Raw genomic sequence first — 16,940 nt, 5'->3', positions numbered from 1 at the left:
TATATGTTGTCGTTTGTCCTCGAAAGATCAATCTCCCTTGGCGACAAGATAGATCATACCATGCTCATAAGAAGAAGTCAAACCTTTTATATTTTCATTCTCTCTTGATAAATTAGGAATAATACACTAAAATAAGAACACAGGTTCTTGAGAACACTTATTCTCTTCGTTCAATCAGATATGGATTATCATCACATTTTCCTAAGGCGGTGAATGGTTATGATCTCTTCAGTTACTACTCAGAATGAATTGTCTCTTGTGAAAAGTTATCTGCTCCTTATCTTTATTCGAAAGGTATTTGAGCGGGACAGTCTTATTTTTGAAGAAAGCGGTATGCTGAAAACGCCTGAGCTTTATGTCGAAATGGTTAACGCAGGAGTAGATCGTACCGGAATCTTACTATCTGAAATAAAACATGAATTCAATAAATGTCATATTCGTGTTTTGGACATACAACAAAACCACTCAAGCGTTCACGCCACCTATATAAGTAAAGGAAATAAAGAGCAGTTCAGTATGGCTATGCCTGCATTCCGCAAAGAAATGTATGAACGTATGCGCGCCTATTTGGGGCTTCCTACTTCTATGCCTCATACAGCTTCCTTCCCTTTACCCGAAAATTTACGTTCCGAGTTAACAAACATCCGCTCAGCTTCCAAGCCCCTACGGTTTGTTGAACGAAGCCTGGTTACATCCTCCTCGGCCTATAAGCGTAAATCGCTTCGCCCTGCTGCTTCTGCCGCAAGCGGAAGTGCGTAATCCCCGCACAGTCCGTAAACTAAAGAAGCTTCCGCAGACACCAACCGTGCTCGGAAGCTTCTTTACATATCCATCAATACCCGCTATGAAAGGAGTATGAAGCTTCATTAATAATTCGCTTTATTGCAGTGCCTTCTGTACACGTGTAACCCCTTGGCTAAGAGCGTGTCCTCCGCCTACCGCTGCAGCTACAGCAATGGTCTCCATAATCTCTTGATCACTTGCTCCTTTGGATCGGGCCTCGTCCACATGATAAAACGTACATACCTCATTATTGGCAAATAAGCCAATGCCAAGTGCAATCAGTTGCTTGGTTTTCTCGTCTAAGCTCCCGGCTTGAAAGCACTCTCCGGTGAAACGATGATAGGCATGAACTACCTCCGGCAACTTATCTTCCAAATGGCTGATTTGATCCTTGTAGGCATGTATTTTTTCATCCATAACCGTCATTGACACGCACGTCCTCTCAAGTTGAGTTCTACTTCATTACTGTGTCCGGTTTGGAGTTTCTGTATGCCTGATGAAGCACCAAAATATTTTATCTGAGCTCACCCGAAGCCCATGCCTCTAATCCAGTTCTACCGGATTGTAACGCGGCTCGCTGAAAGGCTGATATGTATAGCTGCGATCCAGCTTGACCACACGCCGATTCTGGCGGCGGATAAGCACCTGTTCCTCGTCCCACGCCAGTACAATGCCAACCACATCGTTAGACTCCAGCCCATCCCGCACAACACGCACCTTCTCACCGGAGAGCCGATAGGCGTCTAATTCTTCATCATTAATCATCCCTGTCCCCCCTTATACAATCTTTTCTAACACGGTGGCTATCATTTATGAACATTAAAAAGTTTAAAAAGAGACCTAAACGAAATCATTTAGGTCTCTTCCCGCTTACTACTTATATGGATTGCCAACAGAGCGACAAATTATCCCGACTGATTTACACTGTGATCATGTTCTTTTGTATCGTTCTTCTCATACCAGAAGTCCAGCACTTGTGCAGACAACACTCGCTGATCTACGTATTCCACTTGGTGGGCTGTAAATTCTTCTTGCCAAGAGAAGGACAATTCTTCGCATAAGTTAACCAACGTCAACAACTCAGACCAGGCCACATAGCGTTTGTACCAAAAAAACTGAGGATGTTCAATCATATAGGGATACAAATCGTCAAATTCCGTATGCTTACAATCCAAGGCACGTTCAAAATGTACTTTAGCCGCTGCCAGTTTTTCCAGAAAAAACTGTTCGGTCAATTGCTCTTTCCCCATGTTGCTGCCTCCTCTCCCAAAACCTTATCTATATTATAAGCGAAATCGAAGCTCATGCAAAGGTTATTATTAGAAATAAGGAGCAGCGTTTTCTGAATTGTTACTATTCGGCAAACTCGATCTTGCCGTCAGTTAACGATGAAATTCTGACAAGCGACTCTACCCGTATCCCCTGCTCACGGATCGTTCTCGCCCCGGCTTGGAAACATTTTTCCACGGCCACCCCGAATCCGACCAACTCCGCACCGGAGCGTTGAATGATTTTGACCATACCTCTTGCAGCATCACCATTGGCGATAATATCATCAATGAACAGAACACGGTCATGCTCATGAATAAATTGACGGGACAGCATAATGTCCGTGACAATGCCTTTCGTAAAGGAAGGTACACGTTCGCATAATGCGTCCGGGTCGGCCAATAAAGTCTTTTTGCGGCGGGCAAACACCAGCGGTACACCCAGCTCCAATGCGGTTGCGAATCCTATGGCAATACCTGAGGATTCCACGGTTACCACTCTCGTAATATTCTCTTCCCGGAAACGGACTGCGAACTCTCGTCCCATTTCCATCGTCAACTCCGGATCCACCTGGTGATTAAGTAAACCATCCAGCTTCAACACCTGATCCGACGCAACGACGCCTTCTTTTAAAATTCGTTCCTTTAATACTTCCATTCCATGACCTCCCACGGCAATCCTATGCGGTAAAAGTACCATACATCACCTGACGCTTTCAAGCCATAGCTTGCTTTCCGATACGGTCATGTGACATTTTTTTTGCGCTTATTCCAAAACCACGCGACGATTCCTCCCAAAATAATCAGAAGAATAACCGCCAGCCCTACCCGATGCGTCACCTTTTCCATCAGCCTTGCGACCTGTTCCCAGCGCATACCCACCGCATGTCCAATCCCCAGAAACGTACTGCACCACAGCAGTGCTCCTGCTGATGCATAAATGATATAGCGAAAAACACCTAGACGGGTTGTACCTGCCAGATATGAGGACACATGTCTCAAGCCGGGAACAAAATAACCGAACAGTATCCCCCAGGTGCCATAGCGCCCGAACCAATTTTCAGAAGAGGCGATTCTTGAGGGTGTAAGCCTCACCCATTTACCGTATCGGTACAACAGCGGCTTACCCAGCAGACGACCTAGCGTGTAGCTTACCATCATGCCCGTCATACTTCCGGAAAATGTAACCGCCAGCGCAGCAATAAAGTTGTAGTGTCCTTGTGACACGAGCCCACCGAAGGCGATCATCAGCACTTCGTCGGGGATCGGCATACCAGCTACTCCAAGGGCAAGCAAGCCGAACATTGCCAAATATCCGTATTCCAGTATCCATGCAAGGATTTGACCCATAAATTACGCTCCCGTCAAGCTATTCGTTAAACTCACTATAATTATTTTCAGTCTCATCGAGTCATGTCCCATTTCAGTTAAACATAGTTTGTATTATATGCTCGCTACAGCGTTATTCAAGCAGGCAAGGAGGGACTGGGGATGAAACGTAATATTCATGTTTTGCAGATTGCTTTTACATACATCGGAACAGTCGTCGGTGCCGGATTTGCTACCGGACAAGAAATATTACAGTTCTTTACACAGTATGGACGTTGGGCTACACTCACCATCATGCTGTCCACACTCATATTTGTATGGTTGGGTACGAAAATGATGCTGATCGCTCATGATATTTCGGCCCGGTCCTATGAGGATCTGAACAGACACCTTTTTGGAACCAAAGTTGGAAAATGGATCAGTTGGTTCACGCTCATTGTATTAATCTGCGTCAACAGCGTCATGCTGGCAGGCGCCGGCTCCGTTTTCGTGGAACGCCTTCACCTGCATTACCAGACTGGACTGCTCATTACACTCATTGGAACGTATCTGCTCCTAAGTAAAGGCATCAAGGCTATCCTGCATATGAACACCATTGTTGTCCCTATGATGATGATTATGTCTATCCTGCTCATTCACAGTACACTTTCCATGCCAAACCCGCAGAGCTTTATTACAAATACGTCCGATCATAACATGCTGCGAGCATGGATTTCTCCGCTGCTGTATACTTCCTTCAATCTGGCAATGGCCCAAGCTGTGCTTGTACCACTCGGCAGCCAAACCTTCTCCCGCAAAACGATCCGCTGGGGCGGGATTTTGGGCGGGATCGGCGTCGGGTTCATGCTGATGTCTGCTCACTTTGCCATGTCGGCACATATGCCGGGAATTCGGCAATTTGAGATCCCGATGGGAAGCATTGCTTACCGTCTGGGGGCCTTGGTCGAAATCATTTATATTTTTCTCATTTTCATGGAAATTTTCAGTACCTTCGTGGCCGACATTTACGGTGTCAGTCTGCAAATCCGCCAGCATATCCAAATTTCGCCCAGGCTCATCACACTATTCATTATGCTCACATGTTTTTTAATCAGTCAGTTTGGTTTCAGCTCACTGCTGTCTGTTCTATACCCCATCTTCGGGATGCTTAGTCTGGTGTGGGTGGGCAAGCTGATCATGGCAGGACGTGGCGGACCCTTTCGTTCCTCGCGTCCTCGCTCCAGCTTCCGACATTCTGATTCGAAATCAGGTGATACACGCCATGGTTAGTGCTGGAATTTCAAATACATTTTCTTTAGCTCATTAACAGCCCTGCTCAGGGAATAGCTCGATTTAGCCTTGTCGCAGGCAGATCGCGCCAACTCATAACGATAGGCAGGGTCTGCGATGACCTTTTCCAATGCGTCTGCCAGTGCCCTCGGACTGTCGGGTGGCACAAGCAGACCATTTACCCCATCCTCAATTTGCTCCGGTATTCCTCCGACCTCTGTACCCACCAAAGCTAAACAACTCAAAGCCGCCTCCGCGAATACGGAACCAAAGGCTTCCGCTCGTGAAGGCAAAACAAACACATCAAAGAAAGGCATAAATTCTTCCGGATGAAGGGTGTATCCATAAAAGATCGTTTCATGGTAAATATCCAACTGTCTTGCCATCTCTTCAAGCTCGGGTCGAATGGGGCCATCTCCGATAATGTGCAGCACATAATTCTGATTTCTCTTTTTCAGCTCGGCACAGGCCTGTAACAAAGTATCCAGCCCTTTGGCAGGGACAAGGCGACAGACAGTTATAAGCTGCGTCACTTCATTTTCATGTGGTATGGGCTTAAAACGCTTCTCATCATATCCATTCGGAATGACCACAATATCTTGCGGATTTTGTACATAAGGCGTCAAGTAATGTTGGAAAGAATGAGATACTGCAATCAGGCGATCCGCCTTATGCTCCAGCTCCCGATACAAGGACACCAGAAATTGATGCTCAGGCCCGTTCTCCTCGATTTTATCGTTTAGAATTAACTCCCTCTCATAAGAAGAGTGAATCGTCTGAACGAGCGGGATGTCGGGAAAAACAGTTTTCATAGCAATCCCGGCAATCGGGTGATGAGCATGAATGAGATCAAAGGGCTTCTGAATACGCAGCCGGGTCCACCACAAATAGTCGCGGTACGTCTGTATATATTTTTGGACAATCGGATATTGTTCATATTGCGTCCAGTCAAAGGTATCAAATATGACTTCTTCCCTGCCCTTGTTGCGAATCCGTTTAGGGATTGAAAATAGCTCCATTTCCCAACGAGGGGACATAAATCGCTCTTGCAGATATGGAATCATAGATGAAACGCCGCCCGGTTGCTCGGGTGGGAAAAAGAGAGCCTGTAGCAATTTCATGACGTGCTTCCCCTTTCAAGCGTTGTACTGCCCGGAACACAGGTTGTATGTATAGGTTTCCGGATTTTCTGAAAAATGATATATTGAGAATAATTGTTAAGTTCAAAAGAAAATTATAACATTTTAAAAGGAAAAAATCCTGTCTATTGTATGGGAAGCATAATTCCCGTTCAATAGACTGACTATCTATGCAGATGGAGTCGGTGACGGTGACGGTGTTGTCCTTATCGGGAACTTTTGGTTTCCCATCTCTGGCCGGGGCTGTAAGTGCCGCCTGCGGTTTGTATATTATACTCATGATGGCGCTGATGTGCGTGATCATATATAGCAGACAACGAAAAAAAGCCTATATCCTTTTTTCGGTTGCCGCTATTTTTATTATGACATATGAAGCCATGAATCTCTATTCGGCAGGTGGCGGCAAAATGCCGCTACAAGGCACCGTGTGGCAAAATACGCTGGAGGCTGCTGCCTTTGTGCTTACCAATGCCGCCGTATTTCAGCTCTACCGGAAGCTAAAACGTGCAGGAGCATGGTCTTTGCTGTTGCTGGGAGCGCTACTGATATTGCCGGTTGGGGCATGGGCTGCCGGAATACTCCCCAGTTGGATCAACGCAGCAAATCTCGTCGGGTTCACCCTGCTTTATCGACTCATTGTGCTTACTGTAAGCCTTGTGTTCATCATCCCACGAATCGGTCAGCCCAAAAAGTTTGCACTGGGCTTACTGTTCTATTTACTTTGGCTTGGATGTCTGTGGCTGCAAAGCGACATTCCGGCAGAAAAAGGTGCAACAAGCACAGTCCTATGGATGTCATTTTTGCCATTGCTGTATTACACTACGTTGTTTCTAATCCTGTTCGAACGGATTGTGGAGCTGCTTCAACGGATTTACCGTTCCTCCATTACTGATGGTTTGACTGGCCTGTATAACCGTAAATACTTTTCGGGGCGATTGCGGCGATATATGGAGCAGGGAATCCGCGTGTCGGTCATTTTTTGCGATATTGATAATTTCAAAAAGCTGAATGATACACAGGGCCATGCCCGCGCGGATGATGTGCTTAAACAGGTTGCACAGATTATGGAAGAAGAACTGGATGAAATCGGGCTGACCGGAAGATACGGCGGCGAGGAGCTGGTCGCGATGGTCGTTGATCGCCGGGCCAAGGTCGGACAGGTCGCGGAACGAATCCGTGAACGGGTCGCCGAGGAAAGCATCGTAACCATCAGCGTCGGGCACAGCACGTTAAAGAAGGAAATGAACCCGGATGAATTGGTTAAACAGGCCGATCAGGCTATGTACCTATCCAAAACAACGGGCAAAAACAAGGTCACAGCTTATATGGCAGCAGAAGTGAAAAAAAGCCGTGCAGCACGCGCACAATAAACATGCAGTCTGCCATATGTTAGCTGTAAATCATAGTCTGTAAAGTAAAATGACGCACAGGGAACTCCCATATGAGCCTGTGCGTCATTGATATTTTTATCGGAAAATACTTAACATTTTTAGCATGCTTGCTGTGATTTACTTATCCATCAAGCCTCTGACGTTGCAGATGCCAAATCCCGGCCGATCCATGCCAGTTCCTCGTTTGTCAGCTCACGATAGCTGCCCAAGGGTAGCTGATTATCCAGCGTTAACGGACCCATCGCCGTTCTTTTCAAATACGTAACCTTTTTGCCAACCGCCTCAAACATACGCTTCACCTGATGAAACTTTCCTTCATGGATCACAAGTGAAATGTATGAAATGACTTCTTCATCTGCCCCTTGCGCTTTTTCATGATGAAGAATGGTCAATTGGGCCGGAAGGGTAGCATAGCCGTCATCCAACTCCACCCCTGCTGCAAATTGACGTATATCCTCCTCCGTGACATGTCCCGACACAGTAGCCTCATACGTTTTGGGAACATGTCGCCGTGGAGACAAAAGTTCATGCGCCAGCTTGCCATCGTTCGTTAACAATAGCAGTCCTTCCGTATCCTTATCCAGTCGTCCGACCGGGAAAGGCTCAAAATGCCGTTCCTCCGCACTCAGCAAATCCAGCACCGTTCGTTCCCTCGTATCCTCGGTTGCGGATATAACGCCCGGCGGCTTATGCAACATGATATAAATGTATTCTCGAAAAACAACCCGTTCCCCGTTCACTTCTATCTGATCGTTGTACGGATGAACCTGCAGGCCACTATCCTTGGTGGTTCGACCGTTCACGGTAATTATCCCTTGCTTTACCTGTCTCTTGATATCACTGCGTGAACCATAACCCATATGGGTCAGAACCTTGTCCAAACGCTGCGTCTGTCTTCCCTTTCCACTCATACCGATGTCCACCTCCAGCCTGCAGGGTATTCATTTTTGAGCATACCATCCTGCCATTTGCCCCATCCGGTAGAATATCCGTCAATGCATACGAGAGTGTAGCCTTTGGGCTGTGCTTCGTTCTGCAGCGCCATTCGCTGGGCCGGGATGGATAACGTTTCACCTTTCAAATAACGGAGGGCCTCTGTGTCTGAACTGGAGAGGTTTATGCTCCTGACCGCCTCAGAAGGGCGCAAGGCCACCGCCAGCGGATGCGAAGGTACAAACCGACCATTCTTGTCAGTTCCCATAAACCAGCCCGGACGGACCACCTTAAGCCCGTTCAGACGATAGGATTCTAACGGCGATTGATAAATACGATCTCCGTAGACTACCGTATGGCCTGCAAATGATGCCTCAAGCTGCTCCTGTACAAAAGAGCGATAGGGCTCCAGTACATCAAGTTGTTCGCATCCATCTCTTTTTGCCGCATCTTTACCAGAACGAGACTTGTTGTTCTCGAAACCGCGTGCATTCGTTCCTTTACTCGATTTCCCGTGCATCCCTTTTCCATTCCGTTTGTGATCCCCAGTTGCAGACCTGCCCTGTCCGTTTGCCATTGGCGCTTCCTTGATGGACAACCGCTGCTTCTTACGGGCACGATCCGAACCTATGTTTAAAGCCCTTTCGTCCCTGTCGGCAGACCCAACCATTTCAAAGGAACCGACTGTTCCCTGCTGATTATCCGCTGTAGCTGTGCGACTGCCTTGATGCTGCAACACAGCGATAAAATGACCCTCACCCTCTATAAGATGGGGCCAAAGGCGTGCCGTTCCACGCAGCTCTGGATGGGCTTCCGCGACCGCTTCACTCACCCATTCCGGGTGACCTGAAGCAAAGCCCGTTCCTGAAGGAGCAGGAACAACGCCAAAATCAGGATGTGCCTCCAGGAACTCCGCGATCATCCCTTCATTTTCTTCCGGTGCAAAGGTACAGGTCGAATAAACAATTCTTCCTCCGTCACTTAACATAGATGCTGCCACTCGCAAAATATCCCGCTGCATAACTACACATTTGTCCACCGAATGGTTTTCCCATTGCTTCGCCATATCCTCATCCTTGCGAAACATCCCTTCCCCCGAGCAAGGTGCGTCAATTAATATTTTGTCAAAAAAATGAGGGAAGGCATCTGCGATCCGATCCGGGCTCTCATTCAGCACCACAGCATTTCGCACACCGTATAATTCCACATTTTTAGCCAACGCCTTGGTTCGATCTGCGCTAATATCATTCGTCACAAGCAGACCGCTTCCTTGCAGCTTGGCCGCGATTTGGGTCGATTTCCCGCCCGGTGCAGCACACAAGTCCAATACAGCCTCACCCTGAGCAACATTCAGCAATTCTACCGGAGACATTGCACTTGGTTCCTGCACATAATACAGTCCCGCATGATAATAAGGATGCAGCCCCGGCTTTGTGCCGTACGGAACATAAAAACCTGTATCACACCACGGAATCGGCCGCAGTTCAAACGGCGAAATCGCCTTAAACGCCTCCACCGAAATTTTTAACGTATTGACGCGTATCCCGGCATGGGGCGTATGGTCATAAGCAGCCATAAAAGCTTCAAACTCGTCGCCGAGCAGTTGCTCCATGCGCTTCACAAATGCTGTAGGGAGCTGTACACCCATAATTGTAATCATCCTGTCCTGTTAAAATAAAATTTATTGTACCATAATCAACCTGTCAAGCTGCAACATCCGTGTGATTTACAAACTTTCACTACAAGCTGTAATGTTGTATAATAATGAGATTCATATAGCTACATATTTTGTATTTTGATGGGAGAGATTGCATTTGAACACCCAAAAATCCAACAAAAAAAAGCTTATACCTGTCATTGGCTTTTTTGTTGTGCTCGTCATTTTGCTTGGCGTGCTGCTCGCTTTGAATTCAGGCACTAAAAACAAGCTGTATGGCGTTTCCACAGCCTCGTTAAAGCCTGCCACCCAAGAGCTGCTGAATGATCCAAACTATCAGCAGATTATTAAACCGGAGGATCTGCAAAGCAAAATTGACAAAAAGGAAAACTTTTTCGTCTATCATTTTGCATCCGACTGTGTGCATTGCCGCGCCACCACCCCCAAGCTAATGCCTTTGAGCAAGCAGGAGAACATCACCATGCACGAATTTAACCTGCGTGAGTATGAGGACGGCTGGGACAAATACAAAATTGAGTACACCCCTACGCTCATCTATTACGAAAAAGGCGTGGAAAAAGAGCGTATGGTGGGTGGTTTGAAGGAAAGCCCTTCCGACAACGGCTATACACTCGACGATTTCAAAGCCTTTTTTGAAAAATATAAAAAGAACGTAACTTCCTAAACAACCTCCTAAATGACGTTCACACGGTTTAGGCTACTGAACGATAAAGCAGCCCGATCCCCTGAAACGGATCGGGCTGCTTGCTTTCATGGACACGCCTCAGATTACGTCGTGCCCTTCGTACCGGGCGAGGCAGAGCAGGAGCTGTCAGTCGCCTGTCTGCGCCTCACAGAAGTCTCAAGCGCCTGCTGACGCTGCTCATGCTTTTCCCCACGCCGCGGGCCTCTCTGCTGCGGGATGTTGGCTGCTATGGACGGCGATGCGTCCTCCACAGCCTGGCGCAGCCCGGGATCGACGATTTCAATCGTCAAATCCCGAAAATCCGGCGGCTGGCGCTGGAGATCTGCCGAGCCAGCTACAACGGCCTCGACAAGCTGACGGGCGCAAGCGCGCGCCTCGTCCACCAGTTTCGCCATGTTAATGCCCAGCGCCTGCGGAGACGCATGCTCCAGCTTGTGTACCGCGCTGTCCAGCATCATATGTCCGCCGCGGAAATTCCCGTTGCGAAAATGATACAGCCCTACAGCAATTTGCAGCAAACCTTTATATACAGGGTCACGGTCCAGCTTTATCCACAGCTCTTCCAGTACCTCGTGACATTCAAAATAATCCCGATCCCGATTGAAATATACCAAATAAGCCACGTATAACGGTTCATAGGAAACGTTCACCATTTAATACTCATCCCTGTCGTCTTCCTTGGTAGAAGCTACCAACAATTCCCTGACTTCATCATGGAGCAGCTTGATCCCTTCCATGTCGTGCCGTTCCCACAGCTCATTGAACCTGCGCTGCGCATCAATCGTTTCACTGATCTTATGGTAGAAATACAGACGGTGCATACCCGTCAGCACCTTGGATACGATATTCGCTTCATCCTCGAACTTCTTCTGCGCTTCCAATATTTCAAGACGCATCGAAGACATTTCATTATCCAGTACAAAGGCCGCCTCAGCTGCCTTTTTCAACCGTGTCCGCATATTATCCGGCAAGCTTTCCCGATACTTATAACTGAGGGAATGTTCGATGGTTGCCCAAAAATTCATAGCCAAGGTACGAATCTGAATTTCTGCCAGCACAATTTTTAATCCAAGCGCTGTCTGCACTGGATATTCCACAATCATATGAAAGCTGCGATATCCGCTATCTTTATAATTGGTGATATAGTCCTTTTCATACAGTACAGTCAAATCCTTGCGTCTTCGAATATACTCTGCTACCCGCCGGATATCCTCAACAAATTGGCACATGATGCGGATTCCTGCAATATCCTCGATTCCCGTCTCCAGTTGATCAGAAGGGACCTGTAATCTCTTCGCTTTATCGAGGATGCTTGATATTTTTTTCACCCGTCCGGTTACGAATTCGATAGGAGCGTATTCCTCGCGCTTTTTCAGCTCCGCACGCATTGTTTTGAACTTGACCTTAAGCTCCTCCACCGCCTGATCATATGGCAGCAAAAATGTTCCCCAGTCTCTTCCGTCCATCCCCATACCTCCTGTCTCTTTCGACAACACTTTTTTATCTGTGATCTGCACCAACAGCCTCGGTAATGTGTCTAAAGCCGTCCTTTCGCAGCAGCTCACGCAGACCGGCATGTAATGTCCGGTTCACTTCCGGTCCCTCATAGATCAATGATGTATAAATTTCAATCAGGCTTGCACCTGCTTTAATTTTGTCGTAAGCATCACGACTGCTGAAAATGCCACCCGATCCGATAATCGGCAGCTTGCCATCTGTTTGGCGATACACTCGTCCGATGACCTCTGTAGAACGGTCACGCAGCGGCTTACCGCTCAGCCCGCCCGTCTCACTGGCATTCCGGTGCGTCAGGCCAGCCCTCGAAATTGTCGTATTCGTCGCGATGATACCGTCTACTCCACTGGCCGCAATCGCATCTGTCATATATTCCAGTTCCTCATCTGATACGTCCGGCGCAATTTTGACCAGTACAGACTTGGCTCCGCCATACTTCGTCGCCTGCACTCCCATCTCTGCTCGAACAGCTTCCAGCAGCGATTTCAGCTCACTGCCATGCTGGAGCTTTCGTAAATCCGGCGTATTCGGTGAACTAATATTCACTACAAAAAAGTCCGCATACGGGTACAGCGCAGAAATGCACTTCTCATAATCCTTATGAGCATCCTCATTAGGCGTGTTTTTGTTTTTACCAATATTAACAGCGACCGGGACAAGTCGATGTTTTAGCGCAGCCAGACGTTTAGCCATGCTTTCCGCCCCCAGATTGTTAAAACCCATCCGATTCACTAACGCCTCATCGGGAGGCAACCGGAACAAACGAGGACGGTCATTGCCGGGCTGCCCCACAGGTGTCACCGTGCCTACTTCCATAAACCCAAACCCGATCGAGGAAAAGCCGGCAACTGCTTCCGCATTTTTATCCAATCCCGCAGCAAGTCCAATCGGGTTGGGAAAATGAAGGCCGAACAGATCAACCGCAAGATCCTCCGTTTCCTTGACTCCGTACATTCCCCGCAGCGTTGCTGCTCCACCGGGAAGCGCGCCCGCATACTTCAAGCCATCAATGACGACATGATGGGCCGTCTCTGGACTCATTTTGAAAAAAACAGGTTTCACAATCCTTCGATACAACACGATTCATCCACTCCGTTCTATGCCCTTGCGCAATCCTAAAAAAACATCTCTACAAAATAGTTTAGCTTTTTCCATACCAAAAAGAAAGTAATTTGCGAGGTGCAGTATCAGGAACAATTCGGTTGTCATGGAGATGTCATTGAAAATGTATAATCAAACCATTTACAATGGACATAGTAAGACAGGGTTATAGCCCGTCAGAAAAGAGGGAGTGCTGATATGAAGACCAAGCGCAAGCCGCCAAGTCTGCAAAAGAAAAAGGACGAGGTGAACAAGAAGGCGATTGTATGGACCGCCATCAGTTTTGTTCTCCTCATCATTGTAATTGTTCTGGTCGTTGTTTTGGCGCAAGCAGGAAATCGTTAAACTTCATGTAGCAATGGCATCTAAAGCTAATTTAGCCAGTGATAGGTTTTGCGGGGATTGGTCTGGTCGTGCTGCGGCTCAGTCGTAAATCGGGATCCAGGCACAAGCACTTGATCAGGCAGTCCTCCGGTACCAATGACCACCTCCGTACCCGAAGGTACGAGAGCAAATAACTCCTCCACATCCTCTTTGCCCATGCGAACGCAGCCAAGTGACTCATTTTTGCCAATGCTGTCCGACTCGTTCGTCCCGTGGATGGCATAATTCGTTGCAGACAGTTGCATACCACGGCTGCCAAACTCACCGTTGGACTTGCCGTTCGGATTTACGACTTTATCCGTAATCACAAACTTCCCTTCCGGGGTTCGCTCTCCGCCCAATCCGACAGGATAATTGCGGATCAGCACATTGCCGCTCACCAACCCGAGCCTGTGCTTTGACTTGTCTACCACAATCCGCAGCGGCTGCCCCAGAAAAGGCCGTCCATACAGCGACGACGCCAGCAAAGGACTGCTTTCAACTGACGAGCCAGCTTGTTGACTTGCTGCTCCTTTAGCCCTCTGCCCCTGTGATACGAGTAAATTACGCATAGGTGTAAAAGCCTTCTTCATTCCGTCTGTCGTACCGTACATCATATTATCCGGAAAGCTTCCGGTCAGCTCATCGAGACTTCGAGGGAGACGTTGATGCTGCGTACGAAAAGCACGCATGGAGCTATTCAGCACAGCCAGTTCTTCCTGTCCCGTAGCCCATTGCAGACCTGCTTTTCGAAGCGTTTCACGATCAGACGGCTTACAAGCACACGCTGCTGCGTCGTAAGACTGGACGGCCAAACCACCATTACCTTTGTTTTGCAAGCTAAGCAGCGGCTGTATACGATCTCTCCAGAGCAGCCAAGAACCGCTTTGCTCCATGCCCAGCACTGTAGTCTCAGCGGGTAGACGATTAGCCTTTGCCAACATATCTGCAAGTACCGTTCCTGCTGAACTGCCTGTGCGCGCTTGGGCCGTAAACACACCACCAGCACCAGGCCCACCGATCTGAGCCACTTCATTCGGGTCAGAAATCTGTACTCCTGCCACTTGGACATTGTCGGCTGTCACACGCTCTGTTCCTGACGGAAAAGATGTACTTTCCCTCGAATGGCCCGGCGAATTGGCTGAAGGCACCCATATCAGAAGAAGTACCATCAACGTAGTTAGCAAATAACGCGTTCGGGCCGTTCTCCGCGCCTTCTCCTTAGACATCTGAACCAGTTTATCCTGATACTCCATCCATACGTCTGCCGGAATCTGTTTATGCTCGAAGGCCTCGAACACTTCCCCCGCACGATTGAAGCAATAATTTGCTTTGCCCTCCTGACCGCTGCTCTCATACTCTTTGCCGAGCAAATACCAAGCCATTTTATTATCAGGGTGCATTTTTACATACGATTTAAGATGAGGCGAATGATTCATCGGATCCTCCTGATCGTGTAGTCTTGCCCTATTCTTTACTATGTATATCGGCCAAAATAGGCCATATGGATAGCACATGAAAAAAAAAAGCACCGATAGCACCTTCTTACCGTTGTACGGCAAAGAGTGCTGTCGGCGCTGTGCCTATCCAAGTAGAATTAACCTTCTTTATTGAAAGGCTCGTCTGCAACTTTAATAGAGTCTGTAGGGCAACCATCGCAAGCATCCTGCATATCATCAAACAGGTCGTCTGAAATTGCTTTGATGCCTTGGTTTCCATCTCCATCAAAGATCACTTCAGCCAAGCCCTCATCGTCATAATCATAAATGTCCGGTGCTGTAGCACCACAAGCTCCGCACGCGATGCATGTATCTTTTTCTACCCAAGTGTATTTAGCCATATCTTTTCTCTGCCTCCTATACAATCAAACAAACCAGCTTTTGCATTCTATTCACATATTAATACAAACAAAAAATTATTACAAATTATTTTCATTGATCCTTTATGCAAAAAATACTTATAGCGTACGTCTCCGCTGCTTTATATAAACTCGCCAAAAAGTTTATTCCGGCGTCTGGAGATTGTCTTTTTGCAGCGAAGTTCCGCGCAGTTTGGAGTTCCGAAGAAGTACCGAAGGGTCATCTCCCAGCATCCCGGCGGTCAGAACTGCATTTTCGCCAAACTTGTCTCGTAATGCATCCATCGTTCTTAGCAAGCTTTCCTTTTTGGGCTGGTCCTTGTATTCAAATAGATCCATTTGAACAGCAGCTTCTTCCTTCGGGATTAGCTGCTGAAGCGTAATTCCCAGCAAGCGAACAGGCTTGCCCTCTCCCCAATGCCGCCGATACAGCGCACAAGCTTCCTTATATATGTCCTCTGCGCTTTCCGTAGGAATACTCCTTACCTGAGAACGCGTAAAGGTCTTCATCTCCGGCGTCCGAATTGTCAATTGGATACCCCCTGCCAGCATGCCATGCCGTCGAAGCCGGCGGGCTACCTGATCACTGATATTGAGAAGCACCCGTTGGACTTCCTCCAGCTTCACCACATCCAAGGGCAAGGTGGTGGTGTGTCCGATGGACTTGTTCGGCTCCCGCTCGGTATTGACTGGAGAATGATTAATCCCGTTAGCAGCCAGCTTTAACCACGAGCCAGTCACGCCAAATACGCCGATCAGCATATGCTCGTCCGCCTTGGCCAATTGGCCAATGGTGCGAATGTTCATTTGCCGAAGCTTGTCGGCCGTTTTTCGCCCCACACCAAACAATTGACCACAGGGAAGACTCCACAAAATTTTTGGCACATCACGCAAGCGCAAAACAGATATCCCGCTCGGCTTTTTCAGGTCAGAGGCCATTTTGGCCAGCAGCTTGTTGGGCGCCACTCCGATAGAGCAGGGCAGTCCCAATTCGTCCGCTACCCTGCGCTGAATTTCCTCCGCAATCTCCATGGGTGTTCCAAACTGCTTGGAACCTGTAATGTCCAGATAACATTCATCAATTGAAGTTGCCTCCAACATAGGCGTATACGAATAAGCAATGCTCATAAAAGCTTTGGAATAGCTACGATACAGATGAAAATCAGGCTGAATCACGATAAGCTGCGGACAAATCCGCCGGGCTTGCTGGACGACCATCCCTGTTGAGATGCCCAATCGCCGGGCTTCATAGGAGCAGGTTACGATTACACCTCTGCGCAGTTCACTGCTGCCCGCGACGGCAGTAGGCAATCCCTTGTATTTCTCCGGTTCCTCCGCTGCATGAACAGAACAATAAAATGCGTTCATATCGACATGCAGAATAACCCGCCCACCAACCGGATAATAAGCACTGACATCTCTCACGCTCAACCCTTCTTTTAACTATAAATTATAAAATGATTCTATGCCCTATTTTACATGAAATTAAAAGTTTTGCGGTCAAAAATGATATTTATATATTACATTTGAAGTCATAAGTTGATATAATCAAAAATCATACGAATCAAGGCAGGTTGACACTTTTCTATTTTCACGCGTTAAATCATTTAATGAGCTGCTTAAAAAAG

Annotated in this window: 19 protein-coding genes; 5 read left to right on the top strand and 14 right to left on the bottom strand. The window is 47.7% G+C overall.

The features are described from left to right. Window positions 1-219 precede the first annotated feature (219 nt). Window positions 220-759 carry a YhjD family protein gene (locus C1I60_RS15665; protein ID WP_137062576.1) on the top strand — a complete coding sequence of 180 codons (540 nt, stop codon included), beginning with the start codon at window positions 220-222 and terminating at the stop codon, window positions 757-759. 120 nt (window positions 760-879) lie between these two features. Here C1I60_RS15665 and C1I60_RS15660 read toward each other — a convergent pair whose 3' ends face one another. The 5 genes from C1I60_RS15660 to C1I60_RS15640 all read right to left on the bottom strand — a co-directional run bounded on the left by C1I60_RS15660 (window position 880) and on the right by C1I60_RS15640 (window position 3,401). Beyond that, window positions 880-1,209, bottom strand: coding sequence for a carboxymuconolactone decarboxylase family protein (locus C1I60_RS15660; RefSeq protein ID WP_137062575.1), 330 nt, complete (start codon window positions 1,207-1,209; stop codon window positions 880-882). Between the two features lie 117 nt (window positions 1,210-1,326). After that, window positions 1,327-1,548: a hypothetical protein gene (locus C1I60_RS15655; RefSeq protein WP_137062574.1), complete on the bottom strand. Its 222-nt coding sequence runs from the start codon at window positions 1,546-1,548 to the stop codon at window positions 1,327-1,329. 140 nt (window positions 1,549-1,688) lie between these two features. Beyond that, entirely contained in the window at window positions 1,689-2,033 is a 345-nt protein-coding gene (locus C1I60_RS15650) for a hypothetical protein (protein ID WP_137062573.1), read from the bottom strand. Between the two features lie 103 nt (window positions 2,034-2,136). Next, window positions 2,137-2,709 carry a xanthine phosphoribosyltransferase gene (locus tag C1I60_RS15645; RefSeq protein WP_137062572.1) on the bottom strand — a complete coding sequence of 191 codons (573 nt, stop codon included), beginning with the start codon at window positions 2,707-2,709 and terminating at the stop codon, window positions 2,137-2,139. 86 nt (window positions 2,710-2,795) lie between these two features. Further along, window positions 2,796-3,401 (bottom strand): DedA family protein, encoded by a 606-nt coding sequence (locus C1I60_RS15640; protein ID WP_137062571.1) that lies wholly within the window; start codon window positions 3,399-3,401, stop codon window positions 2,796-2,798. A 141-nt stretch (window positions 3,402-3,542) separates the two neighbouring features. On the opposite strand from C1I60_RS15640, the gene C1I60_RS15635 reads away from it, so the two are divergent. Next, entirely contained in the window at window positions 3,543-4,649 is a 1,107-nt protein-coding gene (locus C1I60_RS15635; protein WP_137062570.1) for a YkvI family membrane protein, read from the top strand. On the opposite strand, the gene C1I60_RS15630 is transcribed toward C1I60_RS15635, so the two are convergent. Beyond that, complete coding sequence (locus tag C1I60_RS15630) at window positions 4,646-5,770, bottom strand: glycosyltransferase family 4 protein (RefSeq protein WP_137062569.1); 1,125 nt, start codon at window positions 5,768-5,770, stop codon at window positions 4,646-4,648. The two genes, C1I60_RS15635 and C1I60_RS15630, sit on opposite strands and share 4 nt — an antisense overlap. 194 nt (window positions 5,771-5,964) lie before the next feature. On the opposite strand from C1I60_RS15630, the gene C1I60_RS15625 reads away from it, so the two are divergent. Continuing rightward, window positions 5,965-7,158 carry a GGDEF domain-containing protein gene (locus tag C1I60_RS15625; RefSeq protein ID WP_137062820.1) on the top strand — a complete coding sequence of 398 codons (1,194 nt, stop codon included), beginning with the start codon at window positions 5,965-5,967 and terminating at the stop codon, window positions 7,156-7,158. Between the two features lie 149 nt (window positions 7,159-7,307). On the opposite strand, the gene C1I60_RS15620 is transcribed toward C1I60_RS15625, so the two are convergent. Beyond that, complete coding sequence (locus C1I60_RS15620; protein ID WP_137062568.1) at window positions 7,308-8,090, bottom strand: pseudouridine synthase; 783 nt, start codon at window positions 8,088-8,090, stop codon at window positions 7,308-7,310. Further along, a complete protein-coding gene (locus tag C1I60_RS15615) occupies window positions 8,087-9,760 on the bottom strand; it encodes an RsmB/NOP family class I SAM-dependent RNA methyltransferase (RefSeq protein ID WP_137062819.1) in 1,674 nt (557 codons plus the stop codon). The genes C1I60_RS15620 and C1I60_RS15615 overlap by 4 nt, the downstream gene beginning before the upstream one ends. A 166-nt stretch (window positions 9,761-9,926) precedes the next feature. Here C1I60_RS15615 and C1I60_RS15610 point away from each other — a divergent pair, with 166 nt between their 5' ends. Next, window positions 9,927-10,454: a thioredoxin family protein gene (locus tag C1I60_RS15610; RefSeq protein WP_044646358.1), complete on the top strand. Its 528-nt coding sequence runs from the start codon at window positions 9,927-9,929 to the stop codon at window positions 10,452-10,454. 104 nt (window positions 10,455-10,558) lie between these two features. Here C1I60_RS15610 and C1I60_RS15605 read toward each other — a convergent pair whose 3' ends face one another. The 3 genes from C1I60_RS15605 to C1I60_RS15595 are packed head-to-tail and all read right to left on the bottom strand — an operon-like array spanning window position 10,559 to window position 13,070. Beyond that, on the bottom strand, window positions 10,559-11,128 hold the full coding sequence (locus C1I60_RS15605) for a DUF309 domain-containing protein (protein ID WP_137062567.1): 570 nt from the start codon (window positions 11,126-11,128) through the stop codon (window positions 10,559-10,561). Beyond that, window positions 11,129-11,941: a GTP diphosphokinase gene (gene yjbM / locus C1I60_RS15600; RefSeq protein WP_137062566.1), complete on the bottom strand. Its 813-nt coding sequence runs from the start codon at window positions 11,939-11,941 to the stop codon at window positions 11,129-11,131. Window positions 11,942-11,975: 34 nt separating this feature from the next. Beyond that, window positions 11,976-13,070, bottom strand: coding sequence for a quinone-dependent dihydroorotate dehydrogenase (locus C1I60_RS15595; protein WP_137062565.1), 1,095 nt, complete (start codon window positions 13,068-13,070; stop codon window positions 11,976-11,978). A 219-nt stretch (window positions 13,071-13,289) separates the two neighbouring features. Between C1I60_RS15595 and C1I60_RS24540 the strand changes: the two genes are divergently transcribed. After that, window positions 13,290-13,436 carry a hypothetical protein gene (locus C1I60_RS24540; protein ID WP_170970826.1) on the top strand — a complete coding sequence of 49 codons (147 nt, stop codon included), beginning with the start codon at window positions 13,290-13,292 and terminating at the stop codon, window positions 13,434-13,436. A gap of 26 nt (window positions 13,437-13,462) precedes the next feature. On the opposite strand, the gene C1I60_RS15590 is transcribed toward C1I60_RS24540, so the two are convergent. From C1I60_RS15590 to C1I60_RS15580, 3 genes are all read right to left on the bottom strand, one after another. Then, on the bottom strand, window positions 13,463-14,893 hold the full coding sequence (locus C1I60_RS15590) for a L,D-transpeptidase (protein WP_137062564.1): 1,431 nt from the start codon (window positions 14,891-14,893) through the stop codon (window positions 13,463-13,465). A 158-nt stretch (window positions 14,894-15,051) separates the two neighbouring features. Continuing rightward, window positions 15,052-15,294 (bottom strand): ferredoxin, encoded by a 243-nt coding sequence (locus C1I60_RS15585; RefSeq protein WP_014280869.1) that lies wholly within the window; start codon window positions 15,292-15,294, stop codon window positions 15,052-15,054. Window positions 15,295-15,456: 162 nt separating this feature from the next. Further along, a complete protein-coding gene (locus C1I60_RS15580; protein ID WP_137062563.1) occupies window positions 15,457-16,737 on the bottom strand; it encodes a DNA polymerase IV in 1,281 nt (426 codons plus the stop codon). Window positions 16,738-16,940 lie beyond the last annotated feature (203 nt).

It is taken from the genome of Paenibacillus terrae, assembly GCF_005217525.1.
Classification (GTDB): domain Bacteria; phylum Bacillota; class Bacilli; order Paenibacillales; family Paenibacillaceae; genus Paenibacillus; species Paenibacillus terrae_C.
The sequence above is the reverse complement of the archived record's forward strand: the minus strand, read 5'-3'. Positions and strand labels throughout refer to the sequence as shown.

Excerpts from the sequence above, each read along its gene's own strand:
- C1I60_RS15665 (WP_137062576.1), top strand. The coding sequence starts at position 220 with ATGATCTCTTCAGTTACTACTCAGAATGAATTGTCTCTTGTGAAAAGT.
- C1I60_RS15660 (WP_137062575.1), bottom strand. The coding sequence starts at position 1,209 with ATGACGGTTATGGATGAAAAAATACATGCCTACAAGGATCAAATCAGC.
- C1I60_RS15655 (WP_137062574.1), bottom strand. The coding sequence starts at position 1,548 with ATGATTAATGATGAAGAATTAGACGCCTATCGGCTCTCCGGTGAGAAG.
- C1I60_RS15650 (WP_137062573.1), bottom strand. The coding sequence starts at position 2,033 with ATGGGGAAAGAGCAATTGACCGAACAGTTTTTTCTGGAAAAACTGGCA.
- C1I60_RS15645 (WP_137062572.1), bottom strand. The coding sequence starts at position 2,709 with ATGGAAGTATTAAAGGAACGAATTTTAAAAGAAGGCGTCGTTGCGTCG.
- C1I60_RS15640 (WP_137062571.1), bottom strand. The coding sequence starts at position 3,401 with ATGGGTCAAATCCTTGCATGGATACTGGAATACGGATATTTGGCAATG.
- C1I60_RS15635 (WP_137062570.1), top strand. The coding sequence starts at position 3,543 with ATGAAACGTAATATTCATGTTTTGCAGATTGCTTTTACATACATCGGA.
- C1I60_RS15630 (WP_137062569.1), bottom strand. The coding sequence starts at position 5,770 with ATGAAATTGCTACAGGCTCTCTTTTTCCCACCCGAGCAACCGGGCGGC.
- C1I60_RS15625 (WP_137062820.1), top strand. The coding sequence starts at position 5,965 with ATGGAGTCGGTGACGGTGACGGTGTTGTCCTTATCGGGAACTTTTGGT.
- C1I60_RS15620 (WP_137062568.1), bottom strand. The coding sequence starts at position 8,090 with ATGAGTGGAAAGGGAAGACAGACGCAGCGTTTGGACAAGGTTCTGACC.
- C1I60_RS15615 (WP_137062819.1), bottom strand. The coding sequence starts at position 9,760 with ATGGGTGTACAGCTCCCTACAGCATTTGTGAAGCGCATGGAGCAACTG.
- C1I60_RS15605 (WP_137062567.1), bottom strand. The coding sequence starts at position 11,128 with ATGGTGAACGTTTCCTATGAACCGTTATACGTGGCTTATTTGGTATAT.
- yjbM (WP_137062566.1), bottom strand. The coding sequence starts at position 11,941 with ATGGACGGAAGAGACTGGGGAACATTTTTGCTGCCATATGATCAGGCG.
- C1I60_RS24540 (WP_170970826.1), top strand. The coding sequence starts at position 13,290 with ATGAAGACCAAGCGCAAGCCGCCAAGTCTGCAAAAGAAAAAGGACGAG.
- C1I60_RS15590 (WP_137062564.1), bottom strand. The coding sequence starts at position 14,893 with ATGAATCATTCGCCTCATCTTAAATCGTATGTAAAAATGCACCCTGAT.
- C1I60_RS15585 (WP_014280869.1), bottom strand. The coding sequence starts at position 15,294 with ATGGCTAAATACACTTGGGTAGAAAAAGATACATGCATCGCGTGCGGA.